Origin of the sequence: Heyndrickxia sporothermodurans (genome assembly GCF_003055045.1) — a bacterium.
GTDB lineage: Bacteria > Bacillota > Bacilli > Bacillales > Bacillaceae_C > Heyndrickxia > Heyndrickxia sporothermodurans.
Map to the genome: position 1 here is coordinate 179,792 of NZ_NAZB01000019.1, position 23,503 is coordinate 203,294.

At 34.1% G+C, this 23,503-nt stretch carries 22 protein-coding genes; 17 read left to right on the plus strand and 5 right to left on the minus strand.

What is annotated here, in order from left to right:
- Positions 1 to 9 precede the first annotated feature (9 nt).
- Positions 10 to 1,839 carry a DNA ligase D gene (locus B5V89_RS08560; protein WP_108071485.1) on the minus strand — a complete coding sequence of 610 codons (1,830 nt, stop codon included), beginning with the start codon at positions 1,837 to 1,839 and terminating at the stop codon, positions 10 to 12.
- A 125-nt stretch (positions 1,840 to 1,964) separates the two neighbouring features.
- Here B5V89_RS08560 and ku point away from each other — a divergent pair, with 125 nt between their 5' ends.
- The 5 genes from ku (at position 1,965) to ltaS (ending at position 6,694) form a co-directional block, all read left to right on the plus strand.
- The gene (gene ku / locus B5V89_RS08565; protein ID WP_066229811.1) at positions 1,965 to 2,804 is read left to right on the plus strand and encodes a non-homologous end joining protein Ku; all 840 of its coding nucleotides are present in this window, start codon (positions 1,965 to 1,967) and stop codon (positions 2,802 to 2,804) included.
- Positions 2,805 to 2,878: 74 nt separating this feature from the next.
- Complete coding sequence (locus B5V89_RS08570) at positions 2,879 to 3,538, plus strand: phosphatase PAP2 family protein (protein ID WP_066229808.1); 660 nt, start codon at positions 2,879 to 2,881, stop codon at positions 3,536 to 3,538.
- Positions 3,539 to 3,674: 136 nt separating this feature from the next.
- The gene (locus B5V89_RS08575) at positions 3,675 to 3,845 is read left to right on the plus strand and encodes a YjcZ family sporulation protein (RefSeq protein WP_108071487.1); all 171 of its coding nucleotides are present in this window, start codon (positions 3,675 to 3,677) and stop codon (positions 3,843 to 3,845) included.
- A 334-nt stretch (positions 3,846 to 4,179) separates the two neighbouring features.
- Entirely contained in the window at positions 4,180 to 4,380 is a 201-nt protein-coding gene (locus tag B5V89_RS08580) for a cold-shock protein (protein WP_066229805.1), read from the plus strand.
- Positions 4,381 to 4,732: 352 nt separating this feature from the next.
- Positions 4,733 to 6,694, plus strand: a complete 1,962-nt coding sequence (gene ltaS / locus B5V89_RS08585; protein ID WP_066229802.1) for a lipoteichoic acid synthase — start codon at positions 4,733 to 4,735, stop codon at positions 6,692 to 6,694.
- Positions 6,695 to 6,768: 74 nt separating this feature from the next.
- Here the strand turns inward: ltaS and B5V89_RS08590 are convergent, their stop codons facing one another.
- From B5V89_RS08590 to B5V89_RS08600, 3 genes are all read right to left on the minus strand, one after another.
- A complete protein-coding gene (locus B5V89_RS08590) occupies positions 6,769 to 7,395 on the minus strand; it encodes a LysE family transporter (RefSeq protein ID WP_108071489.1) in 627 nt (208 codons plus the stop codon).
- Positions 7,396 to 7,511: 116 nt separating this feature from the next.
- Positions 7,512 to 7,967, minus strand: a complete 456-nt coding sequence (locus B5V89_RS08595; protein WP_108071491.1) for a YndM family protein — start codon at positions 7,965 to 7,967, stop codon at positions 7,512 to 7,514.
- A gap of 121 nt (positions 7,968 to 8,088) precedes the next feature.
- Entirely contained in the window at positions 8,089 to 8,430 is a 342-nt protein-coding gene (locus tag B5V89_RS08600) for a hypothetical protein (RefSeq protein WP_066229798.1), read from the minus strand.
- Between the two features lie 162 nt (positions 8,431 to 8,592).
- On the opposite strand from B5V89_RS08600, the gene B5V89_RS08605 reads away from it, so the two are divergent.
- The 11 genes from B5V89_RS08605 to B5V89_RS08650 all read left to right on the plus strand — a co-directional run bounded on the left by B5V89_RS08605 (position 8,593) and on the right by B5V89_RS08650 (position 19,649).
- Positions 8,593 to 9,372, plus strand: coding sequence for an alpha/beta hydrolase (locus B5V89_RS08605; RefSeq protein WP_107919995.1), 780 nt, complete (start codon positions 8,593 to 8,595; stop codon positions 9,370 to 9,372).
- A gap of 65 nt (positions 9,373 to 9,437) precedes the next feature.
- Positions 9,438 to 9,704, plus strand: coding sequence for a YhdT family protein (locus B5V89_RS08610; protein WP_066229794.1), 267 nt, complete (start codon positions 9,438 to 9,440; stop codon positions 9,702 to 9,704).
- Positions 9,701 to 11,131 (plus strand): sodium/pantothenate symporter, encoded by a 1,431-nt coding sequence (gene panF, locus B5V89_RS08615; protein ID WP_066229792.1) that lies wholly within the window; start codon positions 9,701 to 9,703, stop codon positions 11,129 to 11,131. Before B5V89_RS08610 ends, panF begins: the two co-directional genes overlap by 4 nt.
- A 326-nt stretch (positions 11,132 to 11,457) precedes the next feature.
- Positions 11,458 to 12,450, plus strand: coding sequence for an ABC transporter ATP-binding protein (locus tag B5V89_RS08620; protein ID WP_376066095.1), 993 nt, complete (start codon positions 11,458 to 11,460; stop codon positions 12,448 to 12,450).
- Entirely contained in the window at positions 12,443 to 13,411 is a 969-nt protein-coding gene (locus B5V89_RS08625) for an ABC transporter ATP-binding protein (RefSeq protein ID WP_108071493.1), read from the plus strand. The genes B5V89_RS08620 and B5V89_RS08625 overlap by 8 nt, the downstream gene beginning before the upstream one ends.
- Before the next feature lie 49 nt (positions 13,412 to 13,460).
- A complete protein-coding gene (locus tag B5V89_RS08630; RefSeq protein ID WP_108071495.1) occupies positions 13,461 to 15,068 on the plus strand; it encodes an ABC transporter substrate-binding protein in 1,608 nt (535 codons plus the stop codon).
- Between the two features lie 74 nt (positions 15,069 to 15,142).
- A complete protein-coding gene (locus B5V89_RS08635; RefSeq protein ID WP_108071497.1) occupies positions 15,143 to 16,144 on the plus strand; it encodes an ABC transporter permease in 1,002 nt (333 codons plus the stop codon).
- A 14-nt stretch (positions 16,145 to 16,158) separates the two neighbouring features.
- On the plus strand, positions 16,159 to 17,052 hold the full coding sequence (locus B5V89_RS08640; RefSeq protein ID WP_108071499.1) for an ABC transporter permease: 894 nt from the start codon (positions 16,159 to 16,161) through the stop codon (positions 17,050 to 17,052).
- A gap of 334 nt (positions 17,053 to 17,386) precedes the next feature.
- Positions 17,387 to 17,515: a hypothetical protein gene (locus tag B5V89_RS20595; RefSeq protein WP_258223508.1), complete on the plus strand. Its 129-nt coding sequence runs from the start codon at positions 17,387 to 17,389 to the stop codon at positions 17,513 to 17,515.
- 38 nt (positions 17,516 to 17,553) lie between these two features.
- Positions 17,554 to 18,234 carry a response regulator transcription factor gene (locus tag B5V89_RS08645; RefSeq protein WP_108071708.1) on the plus strand — a complete coding sequence of 227 codons (681 nt, stop codon included), beginning with the start codon at positions 17,554 to 17,556 and terminating at the stop codon, positions 18,232 to 18,234.
- Positions 18,231 to 19,649 carry a HAMP domain-containing sensor histidine kinase gene (locus B5V89_RS08650; RefSeq protein WP_108071501.1) on the plus strand — a complete coding sequence of 473 codons (1,419 nt, stop codon included), beginning with the start codon at positions 18,231 to 18,233 and terminating at the stop codon, positions 19,647 to 19,649. Before B5V89_RS08645 ends, B5V89_RS08650 begins: the two co-directional genes overlap by 4 nt.
- A gap of 21 nt (positions 19,650 to 19,670) precedes the next feature.
- On the opposite strand, the gene B5V89_RS08655 is transcribed toward B5V89_RS08650, so the two are convergent.
- Entirely contained in the window at positions 19,671 to 20,195 is a 525-nt protein-coding gene (locus B5V89_RS08655; RefSeq protein WP_108071503.1) for a spore coat protein, read from the minus strand.
- 446 nt (positions 20,196 to 20,641) lie between these two features.
- On the opposite strand from B5V89_RS08655, the gene B5V89_RS08660 reads away from it, so the two are divergent.
- Positions 20,642 to 23,473, plus strand: a complete 2,832-nt coding sequence (locus B5V89_RS08660) for a 2-oxoglutarate dehydrogenase E1 component (protein ID WP_107919988.1) — start codon at positions 20,642 to 20,644, stop codon at positions 23,471 to 23,473.
- Positions 23,474 to 23,503 lie beyond the last annotated feature (30 nt).

Here is a 23,503-nt window from a genome sequence, read left to right on the forward strand (position 1 = left end):
CGATGTTTTTTATTTACTTCTTTTCAAAAAGTTTAAAATAGGTTCAAATGGTTGACTTTCTTTTGCTGAAAAAAAGTTTCCAAAAGGGCAAGGTAATTTTTTTATTCGTTGTAAAACCGTTTGCATTGTAAATTGTTCTGGATGAAGATGTTCATTCACTTCGTTCCAAAACAACGGTGTTGCAACAAGTGCATCTTCATGACCACGCATTGAATACGGAGCAATGATTGTTTTTCCTTCTGCATGCTGAACAAAGTCAACATATAGTCTACCTTTTCGATTTTTTTTCATTCGTTCAATAGTGAATAGATCTGGCTTTTCTGTAATTAAATAGTTTGCAATAAATTCAGTAAATAAGCGTGTGTCATCCCAAGTGAATTTCCTTTCGGGTAAAGGTATATAAACCTGTAGACCTTTATTTCCCGATGTTTTAATGAAACTTATTAAGTCTAATTGGTCAAATATTTTTTTCATCATTTGACTAGCTTTGATTGCTAGGTGGAATTCCTTTCGCGAAGGTGGGTCAAGATCAAAGACAATTTCGCTTACATATGGGTCTAATATTGTTTGAAAGGGTATATGGTATTCAATTGATAATTGGTTCGCAAGCCACATTAACGATTTTAAATCGTTGCAAACGATATAGTCGATTCCATCTTTTGCATGTGTTTGAATAAAATCAGGTGCATATTCAGGACAATTTTTTTGATAAAAAGGCTCACTAAATATTCCGTGGGGGAATCGAATGACTGTCAATGTACGATTTTGCAAAAAGGGCAGCATGAATGACGAAATCTTTCTCATATAGCGTACAAAATCTAACTTGGATATTGCATCTTTTTCCCACAACGGTTTATCCGGATGGGTAATTGATATATCTGGAATATGTGCTTCGTCTAGTAAAAATTGATCATACGTACATTCTTCCGGAGATAAATCAAAGCGAAAAGCATGAAAATGCGGTTCTCGTAGTTTTTCTTCAAACCACTCCAAATAATGTATATCAATGCAAATAGATGGGTGGATTTTAAGTAAACCATTATTATTCGCGTATGAATTCTCTTTGATTACCTTGTTTAAGACTTGTTTTTTATCCGCGTCAAGGCTAAATAAAAATAAACCAAGAGGATAAACAATTTTACCCTTGTATACACCAACATGATAATATCCGTTAGAAGAATCCAACCCTATAATAAAGCATGATACTTTTTTCCAATTTTTTAGTTTAATCCATGTTTCAGTTCTTTTCCCTTCCTCCCATTTGCTATCAATTGTTTTGGCCACAACACCTTCTCCATCAAATGATTTTACGCGATTCCATACTTTCTTAAAATCCTTTTCACTCGAAATTTGTTGGATTAACGCTGGGCTAGCATTTGTAGGATTAGTCGGTACTTCGATCTTATCGATAATGTTTTTCAGCTTTTTTTTTCTTTCTACTAATGGGTGATTTCGAATCGATAGCCCATTAATTTCTAATAAATCAAACACTAATAATTTGCATGGTCGCCTTCTTGCAAATTCTTTTATTCTGTCCTTCGATTTCATACGCCCTCTAATTTGTAATTCCCCAAAATTTGCAAGTCCTGGATTTTCTAAAACAACTAATTCTCCATCTAATATTAAAGGAAAAAAATCCTTAACACGTTCGTTAATACATGTTAAATACGCTTCTATTTCAGGAAATTGGGGAAGTAGATCCTTTTCATTGCGACTCCATAAGTGCATAACATTGTGATTCCATTCTAATATCGCGCGAAATCCATCATATTTAATTTCGTATATCCAGTTACTATTCAATGGAGCGTCGGATTTCAGCGTAGGAAGCATCGGTTTCATTGATCATCACCTTCCGTTATTATTCCCACAAAAGCTTGCAGTAGTATTTCCAAAAAATTATAAGCATGAAATTCTTAATAAATTTTATGCTTATATTAAGTAGGAATTTAGGAAGGGTGAGATAGATGCATACGATATGGAAAGGAAGTATTAGCTTCGGTTTAGTAAATATACCGATTAAATTGCATGCAGCAACAGAAGATAAGGATATTAAGTTGAGAACTCTTCACAAAAAATGTCATACACCGATAAAATATGAAAAAATATGTCCAGTTTGTGAAACAGAATTAGCGATGGATGATATTGTTAAAGGATATGAAATAACAAAGGGTAAATTCATCATATTAGACGAATCGGAATTAGATGAACTAAAAAAAGCGACAGAAGAAAAAGCCGTTGAAATAATAGACTTTATAAAAATAGAAGAAATCGATCCCATCTATTTTAATCGAAGTTATTATATGTCACCGAATGAAGGAGGAATGAAAGCCTACGGTTTATTAAGAAAGGCATTGTTGGAAACAGAAAAAGCAGGTTTAGCAAAAATCATTATGCGCTCAAAAGAGCAGCTAGCAATTATCAGAGTATATGAAAATACGCTGTTAATGGAAACCATTCATTTTCCTGATGAAGTGAGGAATGTTGGGGATGTACCGAATGTTCCGGCAGATGACCAAGTATCTAAAAAGGAAATTGACACCGCCATTTTGTTAATTGAACAATTAACAACTAAATTTGAGCCGGAAAAATATACCGATGAATATCGAACAAAACTGATGGAATTAATAAATAGTAAACAAGTAGGAAAACAAGCCGTAACTCCAAAGGAAAAAGCGCCGACGACAAATGTTACTGATTTGATGGCGGCACTTCAAGCATCCATTGATAAAACAAAACCAAAGGAAGAAAAAAAAGCGCCAACGAGAAGAAAAAAAGCTCCTGCGAAAGCAAAAAAAGCACAATAATGGACCTGTGTATAGAAAAGAAACAACCTCTAAGTATATGCTAAGATAGAAAAGAGATGCAGGAGGTTAGCTGTATGAGGAAACGAACATTAACATTAGGGATTAGTGCCATTTTTCTTATCGTAATTTTTATTTGGGCTTTTTTTGAAATTGCGACCGGATTAAACGGTACAGAAATTAGGAGTTTTGATAATCAAATTATTTCATTCGTTCAAGGAAAAATATCCGATAGACTAACATCAATTATGTTGGTTATTACTTTTTTTGGTTCGGTTAAAGGTGTAGCAACCATCACCTTCTTAGTTATCTTATTACTTTTTTTCTCTCGCCATCGATTATTATGTTTGTTTTTAGTCATAACAATTGGTATTGGTGCCGGAGTATTTAACCGGATATTAAAATTGTACTTTAAGCGTGAGCGACCGGATATTCATCCGATTATCCAAGAAAATGGTTTTAGTTTTCCGAGTGGCCATTCAATGGGATCGATGATCTTATATGGGAGTCTCGGTTATATATTAGTTAAGTTGGCCAAGCATAATTGGTCAAAAATTTTTGGATTATTAGTTGGATTGATCATTATATTTGTTGTCGGTTTAAGCCGAATTTATTTAGGTGTTCACTATCCAAGTGATGTTGTAGGGGGATATATTGCTGGAGCTTTTTGGCTGTTAATTTGTATATCTATATTTGAAATCGTTGAAAAATGGCATAAACGAAGAAAAAGAATATGATCCTTGGAATCATGTCTTTTTCAATTGTTCAAGTAGGCATTCGTCCATTTTTGCCCAAAATTAAAAATAAATATTCCCAAATACCTATATATGAATATGATGCTAGGGAAGTTTTAAATAAGGGAGGAATGACCAGATGAGCGGTGCTGTTGGTGGTGTTGGTTACGGTGGCGGCTTTGCCTTTATAGTCGTCTTGTTTATTCTTTTAGTCATTGTTGGCGCAGCGTATGTTGGCGGAGGATTCAGCGGATACGGCGGCTACGGTGTTGGACCAGGGTATGGGTACGGATACGGTTGCGTTTGTTAATAATCATGTACAGTCGTTTAGAAAACTGTTTTCCTAATAATTTCAAGCACCTTTTCATAGGTGCTTTTTTTGTCTTTGGGTCTATTTTGTTTATGAATAAGAGCGGTAAATATCCCTTATTTTTCCTTGATTTTTTTTATTGCCTGTTTTAAAATAATTAATAAATATAAAATAAAAAGCAATTATTATTTTTAAGGATGCAAATACGGTTTTAGATTCACATGTTATAAAGAGTGTCTACTTTTTTGTGTGGATATTCCTTATAATATGTGAATTTTTATTTACTTCGTAAATATAAGTAACATATTAAAAAAATATTGGAGGTTGTCTATACATGACACAAGGTACAGTTAAATGGTTTAACAGTGAAAAAGGCTTTGGTTTCATTGAAGTTGAAGGTGGGAATGACGTATTCGTACATTTCAGCGCAATTGTTGGTGAAGGCTATAAAACACTAGATGAAGGTCAACGTGTAGAATTCAATATTGTTGAAGGTCAACGTGGACCACAAGCTGACAACGTAGTAAAGCTTTAATCTTATAAACAAAAAAACTGCCAACTTGGCAGTTTTTTTATTTATAAGATTAATATAGTTTTCGCCAATTTTTGACAAGGAAATCATTTGAATATAAATATTTATCAACATTGTGTTATAATGAACATATCAATGAAATCTAAGGATAGTAACTGAAATGAAATCATTAAAATGTCGATTAACCAAAAAATTAATCGATTTTTTTATGTAGTACGGAAATACTGATTTAAATAAAAAGACTTGATTTTTTCTTAGAAAGTAATAAAATAATTGAGTATCAAATGATCTTGTGCCAATAATTAGTTTAAAAAACGTCACCTTGGGTCATTAATTGACTAATAGGAGGTATACTATGGGAAATATTAAATCTAAAATTCATAGTTTGTTAAATAAAAAGTATTCGTTATTCTATTTAATTGTAATTCTTTTTTGGTTAAAGTCTTATGCTGTGTATCAAAGTGAATTTAATCTTGATATTAAGAATAGTATGCAGGAGTTTTTATTGTTTTTTAATCCAATAAGTTCTGCATTATTCTTTTTCGCATTTGCCTTGTTCTTTAAAGGACGTGCTCGTTCTATAGCATTGGTCGTTATCGATTTAGTGTTGTCGATCCTTTTATATGCAAATGTGTGTTATTACCGCTTTTTTAATGATTTTATTACGATTCCTGTTCTTTTCCAAACGAAGAACTTTGGTGATTTGGGCGGTAGTGCGGCAGCATTGATGAAACCATATGATGTTCTTTATTTTCTTGATACAATTATTTTAATTGGATTGCTTGTCTTTAAAGTAGTTAAATCTCAATCAGAAAAAATGAATCGTCGCTCTATATTTGCAGTATTTGCAGCTGCAATTGCGTTTTTTATTATTAATTTAGGCCTTGCCGAAGCAGATAGACCTGAATTGTTAACACGTACTTTTGACAGAAACTATATCGTAAAGTATCTTGGCGCATATAATTACACCATTTATGATGCTATTCAAACGACTAAATCTTCAGCGCAACGTGCGTTTGCTGATAGTAGTGATGTTGTTGATATTGAAAACTATGTTAAAGCCAATCATGCTGAACCAAATAAAAAATATTTTGGTGCAGCAAAAGGTAGAAATGTAATTTATATTTCATTGGAATCTTTTCAAAACTTCCTAATAAATTATAAACTTGATGGGCAAGAAGTTACACCGTTCTTAAACAAATTAACACATGATAAAAATACATTTTATTTTGATAACTTCTTTCATCAAACTGGACAAGGAAAAACTTCTGATGCGGAATTTATGATGGAAAATTCATTATTCCCGTTACCAAAAGGTGCCGTATTTACAACGAAAGCAGCAAACACATATCAAGCAGCACCTGCTATTTTAGGACAAAAAGGATATACATCAGCTGTGTTCCATGGAAATTATAAAACATTCTGGAATCGTGATGAAATGTATAAATCCTTTGGTTATGATAAATTTTTTGATGCAAATTATTACGATATGAGTCCGGAAAATACAATAAACTACGGTATGGAGGATAAGCCATTTTTTAAAGAGTCTATGCCTTATCTTGAAAAGCTTCCACAACCGTTTTATACAAAATTTATTTCTTTATCAAACCATTTTCCGTTTGAGTTAAATAACGATCCGAATTTCCCTGAAGGTGACTTTGGAGATACTATTGTTAATAAATACTTCCAAACAGCACATTATTTAGATGAATCAATTGAACAATTCTTTAATGACTTAAAAGCATCTGGTTTATATGATAATTCTATTATTGTGATGTATGGTGACCATTATGGTCTATCTGAAAATCATAATAAAGCTATGGCGAAGGTTATGGGAGTAGATGAGATTACACCTTATATCAATGCTCAATTACAAAGAGTACCATTATTCATTCATGTACCTGGTGTAAAAGGAAAAATTGATCATACGTATGGTGGAGAAGTTGATGTACGTCCTACATTAATGCATCTACTTGGTATTAATACAAAAGATTATATTACTTTTGGAACAGATTTATTGTCAAAAGAACATCATGAACTTGTTCCATTTAGAAACGGAGATTACGTTTCGAAAGAATATACACAAATTAGCGGTGAATGTTATAGTAATCCTTCAGGAGAAAAAGTAGATAACAAACTTTGCCAAGATAATGACAAAGTTGCAAAAACGGTACTTGAACTTTCGGATAAAGTCGTTTACGATGATTTACTTCGTTTCTATACGCCAAAAGGGTTTACACCGGTAAAACGTGAAAATTATGATTATACAAAAGATCAAACGATAAATGATACAAACAACAATAATAGTAGTAAATAAAAAATAATCCCCTTTATTAAAGGGGATTATTTTTTATTTGGTATAGCAGAGAGGATTCGTATGAGTAGAATGTTTTAAAAGAATAAAAGTATAATCGCTTCTTTTCCGAAATAAATTCCAAAGCCAATTAAACCTAGGCCGGAAACAAAAGATATCCACGTTAACAGACGAGAGCTTAACCATTTTCGAAAACTGCTAGCTACAACGGCCATTGTTACATCCCATAGAAATAATCCAATGAAAATGGCCATACTATGTAGGATAATATCGTGTGAATGAGCGGTTTGAATGGATTTAGCTAAAACAGAACCATAAATTCCAATCCAAAAAAGAATAGAAAGTGGATTGGATATCGACATAATAAAACCGGATGAAAAAGATTTCCGTAATGAATCTTTTGACCGATGATTAGTAGAAGAAAGGTTTTTTGCAGCAAACATACTTTCGATACCAGTGTAAATTAAAACAAAACAGCCAAATAAATAAAGAAAAATCTTTAAAATAGGTACCTCCAAAAAGTTTACGAATCCAAAATAAACACATAACATATAAAAGATATCTGCTGTCATCGCTCCGATGCCTAATACCCAAGAATGAAGGAAACCATTTTTTATTCCCTTATCCAATTGAGCAGCATTAATTGGACCAATAGGAGCTGCCAAGGATATACCTAAAATAATATAACTGAAAAAGACAGACATTCATGCAACCCTCCAAATATCATAACTAATATAGATTATTCAGAGGTGGTAGCTTGTACGACAAATTATAATTTAAAAAAATGAAAGGTGGTCTTTATGACCACCTTTTCAATTTCTCATCTATTAGTTTTCGTCTTTTGTCTCTTTTTTTTAGGTGTAATTTCCTCCGAAGCTTCCGTTGCATAATGCATTGCTGAGATCCGCCGTTTGCTTATTTGCTCTTGAGGATAAAATCTTCTAAACAGATAAATGTGAAAAAAGTACTCACAGAAAGCAATACCCAATCCACCGGTAATTGAAGCCCAAAACAATGCACGATAGTTGTCAATGTTCCCGTACGAGACGATTGACCATATGATCAGAAAGGACAAACCAAAATCGACGGAAGTTGCCACTACGTTATTGGTGCGGGGTAAAAGCAATTTATCCCCAATAATATATGAGATTACACCAATAACAGCAGTAATTAAAATGACACTTTGAATTGACATGCCGTAGAATAACCCGAGTATAACAAACAGAGCGATAAAGGAAGCAATGAACTTAATAGCTAATGCAGTTAATGTCTTCATTGTATGAACCCCTTTTAGGATGATATGCTGTTATTTTTTTATTAAATCGTTCATTTTATTCATAAAAAAACTACTTAACCAAAATGATTAAGTAGTTTTTTTAAACTAAGAATGCGTAAAACTATTCATTGTCGCTCTCAGTAATTTTATATTTTAAATAATTATAATTATCGGTAGGGACGGTTTTGTCGATCGTTCCATTTTTATTCTTATAAATTTCATATTCTCTATATGTTTCAACCACATAACCTTCCTCTTTATCTTTTTTTGAATTGACGAGTTTATATTCCAAAATAGGATTTAAATCATTCGTAATTGTTTTTTCATTTTCGATTGCATTTACAGGCAAACTCACATGAACATTATTTATTTCACTTTCGGTAATCGTATTTATATAAGCAAGAAAGACCAATACCCCTATTAAAAATATTGATGTAATTATTTTATATTTTTTTCTTTTCAAATTCTCCCACTCCTAACTTTATCGTAAAAACAGAAACTATCTATCAGAACCTATGCAAATTGACAAGTGTTTATGCAATTTTAATTTGTTCACCCTTTTCTTTTTTCATATTTCAATTAAATTCGTAAAAACTAGTGGTAAAAATTTAAAAAGGAGCCGATTATGCCAGTTGCTATTTGTGGGAATTCAAAGATATTTTATGACGATTATGGAGTAGGACCTGCTATTTTATTTGTTCATCCACCTGGAATGGGGAGGAAAACATTTATGAAACAATTAGCTCTTCAAAGCAAATTTCGTTTACTAATACCTGATTTTTCAGGGCATGGAGACAGCACCTCATCGGATGGAAGTATGACCATATCACTTTATATGAAAGAAATAGAAGCGGTACGAAAACATGCTGAAGAAAGTGCATTGTTTTTATTTGGGTATTCTGCAGGTGGTATAATTGTACAAGAATATGCAATTCAATACCCAATGAATGTAAAAGGTGTTATATTATCAAGTGGGTACCCAAAAATCGCAAATGAATTGTTGAAAGTGGAACATCAAATAGGGATTAATATGGTTATGTTTGCGCCAAAAATATTAGCCAAAATATTATCTATTAGCCATTTTAGTGAAAAAGCATTGCAATTAGAGCTATATGAACATATTTTGAAATCAAACCGGTTTACTTGGAGACAGTTTTATATTGAATCATTATACTTTAATTGTGTAGGAAGATTATCTTTATTAAATGCACCATTATTGCTAATGTATGGAACGATGTCAGATGTAATTAACCATCATGTTAAATTATATCCGAAAATTATTGACACTGAAATTCACTTTATTAAAGGAGCGGGACATCAGTTACCAACGAAAAAAGATAAAAAGGTGAATGAATTAATTACTTTGTTTATTAATAAACAAGTGAATAATAATTTGATTATGTAAACTTAATTGAAAAGTTTTCCATTTTTCTATGGACAAGTTTAAATGGTAAGAAAGGGGGGACAAAAGTGAATGATCGCCGATATAAGATTGCTCATAGGGAGGCATGGATTGGTGTTGGACTTGCTATCATCCATTTCCTTTGGTGGTTTGGATTTGCTTATGGGTTTGGAAGTGGAAAGGTAGAAGAATATACATATATTTTAGGATTACCTGCTTGGTTTTTTTATAGTTGTGTTATTGGCTTTATCGTTATTGTATTTTTAGTATTTATTGCAGTTAAGTTTTTTTTCAAGGAAGTTCCTTTTGAAAATGAGGAAAGTGGTGGAAAATGAATATTCAAGTAATTATTCCTCTAGTTATATTTTTACTATTATTTTTTATTGTAGGTTTATTAGCGTCACGTTATATAAAAAGCACTGATTCTTTTATTCAAGAATACTTTTTAGGTAGTAGACAAATGGGCGGTTTTATATTAGCGATGACAATGGTTGCGACTTATGGTAGTGGAAGCAGCTTTATCGGTGGCCCTGGGGCTGCATATAATTATGGATTAGCATGGGTGCTATTGGCTATGACACAAGTTGTTACCGGTTATTTTGTATTAATGGTTTTAGGTAAGAAGTTTGCGATTATTTCACGTAAATATAATGCGATTACACTGATTGATTTTTTAAAAGCAAGATATCAGTCAAATTGGGTTACAATCATTGCAGCCATTAGTATTGTTATCTTTCTGTTCTCATCTATGATTGCTCAGTGGGTAGGCGGAGCGAGATTAATGGAATCAATATTAGGTGTTTCCTACACGACTGCATTATTTATTTTTGCTGTATCTGTACTCATTTATGTTATTATTGGGGGATTCCGTGCCGTTGCTATAACCGATACTCTCCAAGGAATCGTCATGCTTGGAGGAACAATTCTATTATTAGTCGCTACTTTAATTGCAGGTGGCGGTATTGAAAATATTATGGCTGATTTGAAACATCAAAATCCAAATTTATTGAGTCCTTATGGCGCGGATCGATCATTAACTCCTTTGTACATCTCTAGTTTCTGGATTCTTGTAGGAGTCGGTGTCGTAGGGCTACCGCAAATTGCCGTTCGAGCAATGTCATATAAAAATGCAAAGGCGATGCATCGGGCAATACTAATCGGAACAGTTGTTATTGGAATCATTATGTTTGGGATGCATTTAATCGGAGTCCTCGCAAGAGCAATTGCACCAGGAATTGAAGACGCTGACACAGTAATGCCTATTATTACAATGAAGGTTCTACCTGCCTGGGCTGCCGGCATCGTTCTTGCAGCACCTATGGCAGCAATTATGTCAACGGTAAATTCCGTATTAATACTTGTTTCATCGGCGATCGTTAAGGATTTATACATAGGTTTTATAAATAAGGAGCCAAGCATTAAAAAAGTAAAACAAATAAGCTTTTTTACGACTTCTATTATCGGCATCGCAGTTCTAGTACTTGCCATTCATCCACCTGAACTCTTAATATGGTTAAATTTATTTTCTTTTGGTGGGTTAGAAGCTGTATTTATTTGGCCAATTGTTATGGGGCTTTATTGGAAAAACGGAAATAAGTATGGAGCCTTCTCTTCTATGATAATAGGAATGGGGTTATATATATTTTTTGATCGTTTCCATCCTAATCCGTTCGGCATGCATACGGTTGTGATCCCGATACTATGTTCGTTATTTATTTTTATAATCGTTTCCTTGTTTACAAAAAACAAAGCCACATTATAGGTGACTTTGTTTTTTTATAAACTGGAAATGAAAAAAACCATTCAATAAGAAATTATTATTTCTATAAAATATTTCTCGCATAATAGAATCATATTTTTAATATGTTAAAAAAAGGATGTTTTTTGCATTCTTTTTTTATTTAGGTAAAACATTCTGAAAATAATTTATAAAAACTATTTTCAAATAAGTTAAAAGAAGGTAGAATATTTAAAAATGACATTAAATTTATGATATTTAAATAGGACTAGCTTATTTAAGAGATTTTCTAAATTTCTAAGCTATCTTCATACAACGATGAAAACCAATTGGTGGAAAGGAGCGAAATAGTGGAAAATCCAGTCCTAGAAGTAAAGGCTTTACGTACTACGTTTATAACAGATGATGGTACGATACCTGTTGTAAACGGTATTGATTTCCAATTGCAATCGCAAGAAATTTTAGGAATAGTAGGGGAATCAGGCTGTGGTAAAAGTGTCACATCATTATCTATTATGGGATTAATTCCAACTAGTAATGGAAAAGTTGAAGGTGAAATTCTTTTTAATGAAGAAAATATAGCGAAGGCTACAGAGAAGAGAATGAGAAGTATACGCGGTAATGATATTGCGATGATATTCCAAGAGCCGATGACTAGTTTAAACCCTGTCTTTACAATCGGTGAACAATTAATAGAAGCCGTTCAAATACACCGGAAATGGCCAAAGAAAAAGGCAAAAGAGCATGCGGTACAAATGCTTAAAAAGGTGGGCCTTCCTAGGGCAGAGCAATTAATCAATGAATACCCACATCAATTATCCGGAGGGATGAGGCAGCGTGTCATGATTGCAATGGCACTTGCTTGTGAACCGATGCTTTTAATTGCTGATGAACCCACAACTGCCTTAGATGTAACTATACAAGCACAAATTTTAGATTTAATGAAAAAATTAAACAAAGAAACGAATACAGCCATTATCATGATAACTCATGATTTAGGGGTTGTTGCAGAAATGTGTCAGCGTGTTATTGTCATGTACAGCGGGAAAATTGTGGAAGAGGCAGATGTTAAAATTATTTTTAAGGAGCCCAAGCATCCTTATACAGTTGGTTTAATACAATCAGTACCTGATATGAGAGTGAAAAAGGAGCAATTATACTCGATACCAGGCAATGTTCCGAAGCCAGGTTCTATTGAAGTTGGCTGTCACTTTGCACCGCGCTGCCCACACGCGCATGCACGTTGCTATGATGAAACACCAAATTTAAAAGTACTTGATAATGGACAAAAAGTAAGGTGCTGGTTATATGAGGAAGGGAAGGTGGGCGTAGTAAATGAATGAACCACTTTTAAAAATTGAAAATTTAAAAAAGAACTTCCCTATTCGAGGAGGTGTTTTTGGTAAAAAAGTTGGCGAGGTTAAAGCTGTAGATGATATTTCTTTTGTCATCCAAAAGGGGGAAACATTGGGTCTTGTTGGTGAAAGTGGTTGTGGAAAATCAACAACAGGCAGAATGTTATTGAGATTACTCGAACCGAGTGAAGGGAAAATTATTTTCGAAGGCAATGACATTACTACTCTTTCTAAACAGGAGCTTCGGAAAATTCGCGGGCAAATGCAAATGATCTTTCAAGATCCATACGCCTCCTTGAACCCAAGACATACAATTGAACGGATATTAGAAGAGCCGTTAATCGTTCATGGGGTCAAGGAAAAGTCAGCTCGCAAAAAAAAGGTTCGTGAGTTATTGGAAATTGTAGGATTAAACAGTTATCATGCAAATCGTTATCCCCATCAATTTAGTGGTGGTCAGCGTCAAAGGATTGGAATTGCCAGAGCATTGAGCCTGAATCCAAAACTAATCGTTGCGGATGAACCGGTATCAGCTTTGGATGTATCCATTCAAGCCCAAGTTCTTAACCTGCTTAAAGACCTTCAGAAAAAGTATGATCTGACTTATCTATTTATTGCCCATGATTTAGGGGTTGTCAGGCATATTAGTGACCGTGTTGGGGTTATGTATCTTGGTAGATTAGTAGAGCTTGCTGAAAGTGAAGAATTATACGGAAATCCGAAACATCCGTATACTCAAGCATTACTTTCAGCAGTCCCTATTGCTGATGTGGATCATAAAAAAGAAAGAATTGTACTTCAAGGGGATGTTCCAAGTCCTGCAAATCCACCAAAAGGATGCTCTTTTCATACGAGATGTCCACTTGCGATGGATAAATGCTCTGTTGAAAGACCAATATTTAAAGAAGTAGATAAGGGTCACTTTGCAGCATGTCATCTACATGGATGATTTTGCATATAAATTTTTTTGATAGCTATTAAAAATTGGGGGGAAGAAGATGAAGAAAAAACTAACAGGATTACTCATTTTTGTCCTGGTACTTTCACTTGCTTTAATGGGATGTTCATCATCAAAATCAAATGGTGAAAAGGGGAAAGACGATGGAAAAGAAAAATCAGGTGGTGTATTAGTTTATGCACGTGGTGGAGATGCAGTAAAACTGGATCCTGCTACAGTAACTGACGGGGAATCATTAATTGTTGCAGAACAAATATTTGATACTCTAGTAAATTATAAAAAAGAAACAACTGAAATTGAACCAGGGTTAGCAAAATCTTGGAAAGTTTCTGACGATGGATTAACATACACATTCAATTTGGAAGAAGGTGTAAAATTCCACGACGGAACTGATTTTAATGCAGAAGCAGTCGTAAAAAACTTTGATCGCTGGGCAAATGGTAATGTTGAAAAGTTTCCGTATTACCAATCACAATTTGGAGGTTATAAAGGGGAAAAAGCCGCAGTTATTAAAGAAGTTAAAGCAATCGATCCAAAAACTGTTGAATTCACCTTATTCAGACCACAAGCGCCATTCTTGAAAAACTTAGCAATGACACCATTCGGTATTTCAAGTCCTGCAGCAATTGAGAAATATGGTGATAAATATATCGAAAATCCAGTAGGTACTGGTCCGTTTAAATTTAAAGAATGGAAAAGAAACGATACAATTACTGTCGTTAAAAATGAAAACTACTGGAAAAAAGGGTTACCAAAGCTTGATACAGTTATTTTAAAAGTAATAAAAGATAACTCCGCACGTTTAAATGCGTTAATTAAAGGTGATGTCGATTTAATTGATGGTATGAATCCAAGTGACATTGAAAAAGTTAAATCCGATAAAAATCTACAAATCTTTGAAAGACCTTCTATGAATCTGGGGTATCTTGGATTTAATGTTACGAAAAAACCATTTGATAATGTAAAAGTACGTCAAGCATTAAGTCATGCAGTTAATAAAGAAGCATTAATTAAAAACTTCTATGAAGGAACTGCAGAACCGGCTAAAAATCCAATGCCACCTTCTGTAAGTGGCTATAACGATGATATCGTTGACTATAATTATGACCTTGATAAAGCAAAAAAATTATTGGAAGAAGCAGGCTATAAAGATGGATTTAGTGTAGATTTCTGGACAATGCCGGTTGTTCGTCCATACATGCCTAATGGACAAAAAGTGGCAGAAGCTATCCAAGCAGATTTCGCAAAAATCGGTGTAAAAACGAAAATCGTTACGATGGAATGGGGAACATATTTAGAGAAATTAGCTAAAGGTGAAGCGCCAATGTATATCGTTGGTTGGACTGGTGACAATGGTGATGCTGATAACTTCTTGTATGCATTACTTGATAAAGATGCAATTGGATCTAATAATAACTCCCAGTACTCTAACGATGAAGTACATGATCTTTTAATTAAAGCACAAACAGAAACAGATGAAGCGAAAAGAAATGATTACTATAAAAAAGCACAAGAAATCATCCATAATGATGCACCTTGGGTTCCACTTGCTCACTCAGTTCCACAATTAGCAGGTAAGAGTACAATTGAGGGATTCTTCCCACATCCAACTGGCTCACAAAGCTTTGTTGACACATCTGTTAAATAATTATGGGGGAGTATTTACTCCCCTTTTTCATTCGAAAAATAATACATAAATTATTGGAAGGGGTGAAGGTGTTAATGGTTGCCTACACAATACGTCGATTATTACTACTCATACCAGTTCTACTTGGAATGGTAATCATTGTTTTTTCATTAATTCACGCCATACCCGGAGATCCGGCTAGAACGATTTTAGGACAATTGGCTACAAAAGAAGCAGTTGCCGACCTTACTAAACAATTAGGGCTTGACAAACCACTTTTTGTTCAATTTTTTGATTATATTAAGGATTTACTTACTGGAAACTTAGGAACTTCGTTGAAAACGCAATCACCTATAAGTGAGGAAATTTGGCCATATTTTGGAGCTACTGTTGAATTAGCTGTTGCCGCTATGATTATTGCTATTATCATCGGAGTTAATGCAGGAATCATTTCAGCATGGTTTCAGAACTCATGGTTTGATTATATTGTTATGTTAATTGCATTAATTGGAGTTTCTATGCCTATTTTTTGGCTAGGTTTAATGGAGCAATATGTATTTTCAATTAAGTTGGATATGTTGCCGACAACGGGACGAGATGATATACGCAATCCTGTGGAAGCAATTACCCATTTATATTTGTTGGATACATTATTACAAGGAAGATTTGATCAATTTATCGATGTTATAAAGCATTTAATCCTACCAAGTCTTGCTTTAGCTACGATACCAATGGCGATTATTGCTCGTATCACTAGATCGAGTATGCTTGAGGTTATGCGTTCTGATTACATTCGAACAGCACGTGCTAAAGGAATGAAAATGTTTTGGGTAGTCTATAAGCACTCGTTAAAAAATGCGTTTATTCCGGTCCTAACAATTATTGGTTTACAAACAGGGCTCTTATTAGGTGGAGCGATATTAACCGAAACGATTTTCGGTTGGCCAGGGATGGGAACGTATATTTATGAAGCGATTGAGTTTCGAGATTACCCTGTCATACAATCAGGTATTTTGATACTTGCACTAGTGTTCGTACTAATAAATTTAATCGTGGACTTATTATATGCAGCAATTGATCCACGTATCAAGTATTGATAGGGGGTTCATCAATGCCAGAACTTTCAACAAATGTAACGCAGGCAACGGCGGTCGAAGAGCCATTGATATCTCCGTGGAAAGAAGGCTGGAGAAATTTTAAGAAAAATAAGGTCGCCTTATTCGGCCTTGGTTTAGTCATCTTTTTTATCCTTATTGCTATTTTTGCAAATATTTTAGCACCGTATGATGCTATTGAACAAAAGCTCGGGGACAAGCATTTGCCTCCTTCTGCAAAACATTGGTTTGGGACAGATGACTTCGGCCGAGATATTCTAAGCAGAGTAATCTTTGGGGCTCGTATCTCATTAAAAGTCGGGTTCTTCTCAGTAATTGGATCAGCTATTGTGGGAACTACTTTAGGTATTATTGCTGGTTATTATGGTCGATGGGTTGATGGAATTATTTCGCGGATATTTGATATTTTGTTAGCCTTTCCAAGTATTTTACTTGCTATTGCTGTTGTTGCAATGCTTGGACCATCATTACAAAATGCCTTAATCGCGATAGCTATTATTAATGTACCAACTTTCGGTCGTTTAGTTCGTTCAAGAGTGTTATCCGTAAAGGAAGAAGAATACATTACAGCAGCGAAAGCTATTGGAATGGGTGATGCAAGAATATTATTCCATCATATATTTCCAAATAGTATGGCTCCGATTATAGTACAGGGGTCACTTGCGATTGCAACAGCAATCATCGAAGCAGCTGCATTAGGTTTTCTTGGATTGGGAGCACAAGCGCCAACACCCGAGTGGGGTAAAATGCTTGCTGATTCAAAAGATTTTATCATTCAAGCACCTTGGACCGTGTTTTTTCCGGGAATTGCTATTATGTTAACCGTACTTGGTTTTAACCTTATGGGTGACGGCCTCCGTGATGCCCTTGATCCGCGGATGAAAAATTAAAAACAGCAAGGGAAAATCCCCTGCTGTTTTTGACTATAAACCATTAAAACCATTATCTACAAAGTTACATTTCTCATGAATTTCTAATGTATCTTTCATGTACCTTTAGGATTCTTTCGATACTATTAGCTATGTCCTATAAGAATAAGCCGAATAGTTGTTACCCAATACATATAACTATTGCGGAATTCTTATTAATTAACTCATTATAAAGTTCTTTCTTTAAACCCGGCCATCGTGCCGGTTATTTTTTTATCAGACATTTATATAATTTTAATCGAATTTTCATTTATTACTGATAGGATTATATTCAAAATAAAGGAGGCGCATATTCATGATGTGGGTACGATTTATTCCGATTGTATTCTTTAGTCTGACAGCGATAACTCTGTTTGCCTTCCAATCAGTTGAAATTGTTCATGCTGCACTTGATTTAATTTTATCAAAATCTCGGTTAAAATAAGATTATGAAGTAAATGAATGATTGAAGCAGGTGTGAATGTGAAACGTATATTGATAATAGAAGATGAAAAAAATTTAGCAAGATTCATTGAACTTGAACTTAAATATGAAGGGTACGAAGTAAGTGTTGCCTATGATGGGCGAGAAGGTCTTCAGTTGTCGCTTCAGGAGGATTGGGATGTAATTTTGCTTGATTTGATGTTGCCAAGTCTAAATGGTTTGGAAGTTTGCCGGAGATTGCGGCAAGAAAAAGACACCCCAGTTATTATGATTACCGCTCGTGATAGCGTGATGGATCGCGTATCCGGTTTAGATCACGGTGCTGACGACTACATTGTAAAGCCGTTTGCCATTGAGGAACTATTAGCAAGACTGCGATCAATTTTTAGAAGAATCGATATTCGTGAACCGAAATCACAGCTTACATCGTATACTTTTCGCGATCTCTTTGTAGAAAAGGAAAGTAGAATTGTAAAAAAAGGCGACAAAATAATTGATGTGACGAAACGAGAATATGATTTATTATTAACTTTATTGGAAAATAAAAATATTGTGTTAACTAGGGAAGTATTATTAAATAAAGTTTGGGGCTATGAAACAGAAGTAGAAACGAATGTAGTCGATGTGTATATTCGTTATTTAAGAAATAAGATTGATAATCAAGGTGAGGAAAGTTATATTCAAACCGTTCGTGGAACAGGGTATGTGATGCGTGAATGAAGTTTCTGCGGAATTGGTATCATACATCATCGCTTAAGGTGAAATGGTCGGTTGGAACAAGTGCGGCCATTTTTTTTACCTTCTTTCTTTTTAGTTTTAGTCAGTATCATGTTATTAATAAATGGATGTTATATGAAGAAAAAAATAATATTTTACAAGCACTAAATGAAATCACAATTTTTGTGAAGCAGAGTGGTTCTTTAGACGAAAACCTTTCGGAAAATAAAGAGCTACAAAATCAAATTTATGAGAAGGATCAAATTATTAGGATATTATATCCGGATGGGAGTGAATATAGAGTTTATAATGCCGATACGGATACACCAAAATATTATATTCCTTTTCAACCTGTTCATCACAAAACAGTTACGTTATTAGAAACCGATAATAAAAAAATTTATTTAGGCCGCGCTCCCTTTCATATAAATGGGTTTACCGGCTATATTGAAATTATTCAGCCATTAACAAGGTACCATCAAATGATGGGGAGTTTGTTTTTTATCATGTCAATATTCGGCGGATTTGCCTTAATTCTTAGTGGATTATTCGGTTTTTTAATGGCAAAAAGTTTTTTAAAGCCATTACAAAAGCTATCTATGACGATGAAAAAAATACGCAAAAAAGGTTTTCATGAACGAATGGAACCAAGTAATTCGAAAGATGAAATGGGGGAATTAACAAATATTTTTAATGATATGATGGATCAAATTGAGCATTCATTTAATCAGCAAAAGAGATTTGTGGAAGATGCATCTCATGAATTACGAACCCCTGTTCAAATTATGGAAGGTCATTTAAAGTTATTAAACCGATGGGGTAAAAATGACCCGATTATTTTAGAGGAGTCCCTGCAGGCATCCATTCAAGAATTGAAACGAATGAAAAAATTAGTTCAAGAGCTTTTAGATTTGTCAAGAGCTGAACAAATTGAATCAAAAGGTTCTGATAGTAGCGCTTTGTTATTAAAAACAATACAACAAGTTATAAAAAACTTTGAACTGATTCATGAGGATTTTACATTTAAATTAGAAGTGTATGGTGAAAATCTAGACAATCCTTTAGTACAAATTAGTGAAAATCATTTAGAGCAAATATTGATTATCATTTTAGATAATGCTGTTAAATATTCGGATCAAATTCATAAAATAGATATTAGTCTCGAAGAAGAAAATGGCATGGTGAAAATTACAGTAAGAGATTATGGTGTAGGTATACCAGATGAAGACTTATCGAAAATCTTTCACCGTTTCTATCGTGTCGATAAAGCAAGGAGTCGGGCAAGGGGTGGAAATGGTTTAGGTTTATCAATCGCTAAACAATTAGTGGAAGGCTATTCAGGAGAAATTTATGCATCAAGTACACTTGGGAAAGGAACAAGCATTACGTTTACCTTACCATTAATCGAAAACCGATGATCCTTTCATCGGTTTTCCTTTTTATAATTTTTCCGCGACATCCACTTCCGTATATTGCATATCTGCATTTTTTGTCATTTTAATTTCCAACATTTCGTCTTTATATTGTGCGACTGTTCCTTTTTTCTTTATTAAAGATGGTAAAGTAATGACATGCCTATGACCGACTTCGGGTATATTTTCAATGATCACTTGGTTCGATGTGTGGAAAATTTTCACCCTTTTTAACCATTCTTCATCTTTAATTGGAATACGTACATAAATATCGTCAAAGGTTTCGAAAACATTTACATCAAATTCTGTTGGATTTGAAGATGGTTGCTGGTCCTGTGCAGATGAGTTTGTTGCTGAATTCGTTGTATTTTGATCAGTATTTTGAAACATTGAAGTTGCTCGTTTTAGCATATCTTCATGATTAAACATACATTCCCATTTTCCCGGCATAAATTGTGATAACATATTTTGGACTTGCTTTTCTATATCTTGAGGGTTTAGTTGTTTCATAATATTGTTTTTATTAAAAGGGAACATATTCCAAGGAAACATAAGACTGTAACCTCCCGAACTTTCAACTATATAATAATGTATTCAATCTTTAAGTCGATGTTATTACAGAATAAATATTGTTAGCGACTTTTAACGAATAATAGCAATCAACAGTTGAATATTTTGTAATTCGTAGTATCATTGGAGATGAAATTGGACAATTATATAATTGAAGAAAAGTCATTGGAAATTATTAGAGTTTTCTTTGTTTGTTAATTTACCCTGCTTGAGTTTAAAGCAGAATATTATTCTTTATATCAGGTTTATTGAAGAATGAATTAGTACTCATTTTAATTTTAAAAAAGTTGGTTTTTATTCTTTATATTATTACTTTACAGTGATAGAATTGTGACTGTAAGCGTTTTGGCTTATTGAATTTTTTATTACATATCTGTTTTATCCTTTTAATAAAAATTATTAGGCTTAATTGCTGGAGGTTTTTCGAAATGAAACAACAAGCATCAAAAGGTTTTTGGGAAAGTTTTTCCGGCCCTAACCTTGGTTATGTTATGGAAGTTTACGAAAAGTACGTAAACGATCCGGAAAGTGTAGATCCAGAAATGAGAGTTCTTTTTGAAGAGTGGGGAGCACCCACTATTTCTGAAGAAGGATTATCGACACATGGGCAGGCAGATATTTCGTTCCAATTGCCAACCAACCCAACAGTATTTAGTAAAATGGTAGCTGCTGTAAAATTAGCTGATAATATTCGGACGTATGGACATTTAGCAGCAGACATTAATCCGTTAAATGACCGTAATAAAGATACACGTAGAATTGAATTATCAGAGTTTGATTTGACTGAGGAAGATTTAATCAATATTCCTGCATCCTTTATTTGTCCGGACGCACCATCAAGTGTAAAAAATGGCTTAGATGCTATAAATCATTTGAAAACGGTTTATACAAATAAAATGGCCTTTGAATTTTATCAAGTCCATAATTTAGAGGAAAAAAATTGGTTGCAACGTACAGTTGAATCTGGCAAAGTACTTTTAAATCTTTCGAAAGACCAAAAAATCGGTATTTTAAAAAGATTATCCGAAGTAGAAGGATTTGAGAAATTTCTACATCGTACCTTCGTTGGACAAAAGCGCTTTTCAATTGAAGGATTGGATACATTAGTACCGTTGATGGATCAAATTATTAGTTCTTCTGTTAAAACAGGAGCAAGAACTGTAAATATAGGTATGGCACATAGAGGACGCTTAAATGTTTTAGCTCATATTCTTGAAAAACCATATGAACTCATTTTTGCGGAATTCCAACACGCACCTAATAAGGATTTAATTCCTTCAGAAGGATCTATTGGGATTACCTACGGCTGGACGGGTGATGTTAAGTACCATCTTGGAGCTGATCGTCAAGTAAAAGCTGAAAACACGACTAGCGCACGAATCGTTTTAGCTAATAATCCAAGTCACTTAGAAGTTGCCAGTCCAATTGTCGAAGGATATACAAGAGCAGCACAAGATCAAAGAAATGTAGCAGGCTATCCTACACAGGACCATGATAACTCTTATGCAATATTAGTACACGGAGATGCGGCATTCCCTGGACAAGGAATTGTAGCTGAGACGATGAATATGAGTGGGTTGAAAGGTTTTAACACAGGTGGTTCAATTCATATTATTGCTAATAATATGATTGGTTTTACCACTGAAAGCTATGACTCACGTTCTACTAAATATGCTTCGGATACAGCAAAAGGATTTGAAATTCCAATTATCCATGTCAATGCTGATGATCCGGAAGCTGTAGTAGCCGCCGCTGCTTTTGCTTATGAATATCGCAGAAAATTTCATAAAGACTTTTTAATTGATTTAGTTGGATACCGCAGATTCGGCCATAACGAAATGGATGAACCGATGACTACTAATCCAATGATGTATCATATTGTTCATAAACATCCGACTGTTCGTGAATTGTATGCAGATCAATTGATTAATGAAGGTATTATTACTAAAGAAGAAGTTGCTTCAATGGATCAAGAAATTCAAAGTAAATTGAAAGCTGCATATGATAAAGTACCAAAGAAAGAAGAAGATCCGGATACAATCATGAATCCTCCAAAATTTGTAGTTAGCGGATTTCCAAAAGTAGCAACAGCTGTTGATATAGAGGAAATTAAAGCGATAAATTCAGAGCTATTAAATTGGCCGGAAGACTTACATGTATTTAAAAAGTTAGCGAAAATATTAAAACGACGTGAAAATGTATTTGACGGTGAAGGTAAAATTGATTGGGCGCATGCAGAAACATTGGCATTTGCTACAATTTTAAAGGATGGTACACCAATCCGCTTTACAGGTCAAGATTCGCAGCGCGGCACATTTGCTCAGCGTAATCTAGTATTACATGATGAGAAAACTGGGGAAGAATATATTCCGCTTCATCACATTAAAGATGCTAAATCATCATTTGTTGTTTATAACAGTCCATTAACTGAAGCTGCCGTTGTCGGTTATGAATATGGATACAATGTATTTTCTCCGGAAACACTTGTTATTTGGGAAGCTCAATTTGGAGATTTTGCGAATATGGCTCAAGTAATGTTTGATCAATTTATATCCGCGGGTAGAGCTAAATGGGGACAAAAATCTGGCTTGGTTATGCTTTTACCACATGGATACGAAGGTCAAGGGCCAGAACATTCAAGTGCAAGATTAGAACGGTACTTACAACTTGCAGCTGAAAATAACTGGACTGTAGCAAATCTTTCAACTGCCGGACAATACTTCCATATTCTACGTCGTCAAGCTGCGATGCTTGCGAAAGATGAAGTTCGTCCGTTAGTTATTATGACTCCGAAAAGCTTGCTACGCCACCCACTAGCATCAGTAGATGGCGTTGAACTAACTAATGGTGAATTTATGCCGGTTCTAGAGCAAAAAGGATTAGATCATAATCCGGAAAAAGTGGAAAGAATTATTTTATGCAGCGGAAAAATTGCCATTGACTTTGAAGAGCGAATTAAAGATGAAGAAATTGACTGGGCTCATATATTAAGGGTAGAAGAACTATATCCATTCCCTAAAACCGAAATCAAAGAAATCATTAGTAAGCATAAAAAATTAAAAGAACTTGTTTGGGTACAAGAAGAACCTAAAAATATGGGTGGATGGACTTTTGTAGATCCATACTTAAGAGACCTTGCTCCAAAAGGTGTAAGTGTTAAGTATGTTGGACGTCCAAGACGTTCAAGTCCTTCGGAGGGAGATCCTATCGTTCATAAGAAGGAACAAACTCGTATCATTACTGAAGCATTAACAAAATAGAAAAATAGAAAAAGGAAACACATATCAAGG

Excerpts from the sequence above, each read along its gene's own strand:
- B5V89_RS08560 (WP_108071485.1), bottom strand. The coding sequence starts at position 1,839 with ATGAAACCGATGCTTCCTACGCTGAAATCCGACGCTCCATTGAATAGT.
- ku (WP_066229811.1), top strand. The coding sequence starts at position 1,965 with ATGCATACGATATGGAAAGGAAGTATTAGCTTCGGTTTAGTAAATATA.
- B5V89_RS08570 (WP_066229808.1), top strand. The coding sequence starts at position 2,879 with ATGAGGAAACGAACATTAACATTAGGGATTAGTGCCATTTTTCTTATC.
- B5V89_RS08575 (WP_108071487.1), top strand. The coding sequence starts at position 3,675 with ATGAGCGGTGCTGTTGGTGGTGTTGGTTACGGTGGCGGCTTTGCCTTT.
- B5V89_RS08580 (WP_066229805.1), top strand. The coding sequence starts at position 4,180 with ATGACACAAGGTACAGTTAAATGGTTTAACAGTGAAAAAGGCTTTGGT.
- ltaS (WP_066229802.1), top strand. The coding sequence starts at position 4,733 with ATGGGAAATATTAAATCTAAAATTCATAGTTTGTTAAATAAAAAGTAT.
- B5V89_RS08590 (WP_108071489.1), bottom strand. The coding sequence starts at position 7,395 with ATGTCTGTCTTTTTCAGTTATATTATTTTAGGTATATCCTTGGCAGCT.
- B5V89_RS08595 (WP_108071491.1), bottom strand. The coding sequence starts at position 7,967 with ATGAAGACATTAACTGCATTAGCTATTAAGTTCATTGCTTCCTTTATC.
- B5V89_RS08605 (WP_107919995.1), top strand. The coding sequence starts at position 8,593 with ATGCCAGTTGCTATTTGTGGGAATTCAAAGATATTTTATGACGATTAT.
- panF (WP_066229792.1), top strand. The coding sequence starts at position 9,701 with ATGAATATTCAAGTAATTATTCCTCTAGTTATATTTTTACTATTATTT.
- B5V89_RS08625 (WP_108071493.1), top strand. The coding sequence starts at position 12,443 with ATGAATGAACCACTTTTAAAAATTGAAAATTTAAAAAAGAACTTCCCT.
- B5V89_RS08630 (WP_108071495.1), top strand. The coding sequence starts at position 13,461 with ATGAAGAAAAAACTAACAGGATTACTCATTTTTGTCCTGGTACTTTCA.
- B5V89_RS08635 (WP_108071497.1), top strand. The coding sequence starts at position 15,143 with ATGGTTGCCTACACAATACGTCGATTATTACTACTCATACCAGTTCTA.
- B5V89_RS08640 (WP_108071499.1), top strand. The coding sequence starts at position 16,159 with ATGCCAGAACTTTCAACAAATGTAACGCAGGCAACGGCGGTCGAAGAG.
- B5V89_RS20595 (WP_258223508.1), top strand. The coding sequence starts at position 17,387 with ATGATGTGGGTACGATTTATTCCGATTGTATTCTTTAGTCTGACAGCG.
- B5V89_RS08650 (WP_108071501.1), top strand. The coding sequence starts at position 18,231 with ATGAAGTTTCTGCGGAATTGGTATCATACATCATCGCTTAAGGTGAAA.
- B5V89_RS08655 (WP_108071503.1), bottom strand. The coding sequence starts at position 20,195 with ATGTTTCCTTGGAATATGTTCCCTTTTAATAAAAACAATATTATGAAA.
- B5V89_RS08660 (WP_107919988.1), top strand. The coding sequence starts at position 20,642 with ATGAAACAACAAGCATCAAAAGGTTTTTGGGAAAGTTTTTCCGGCCCT.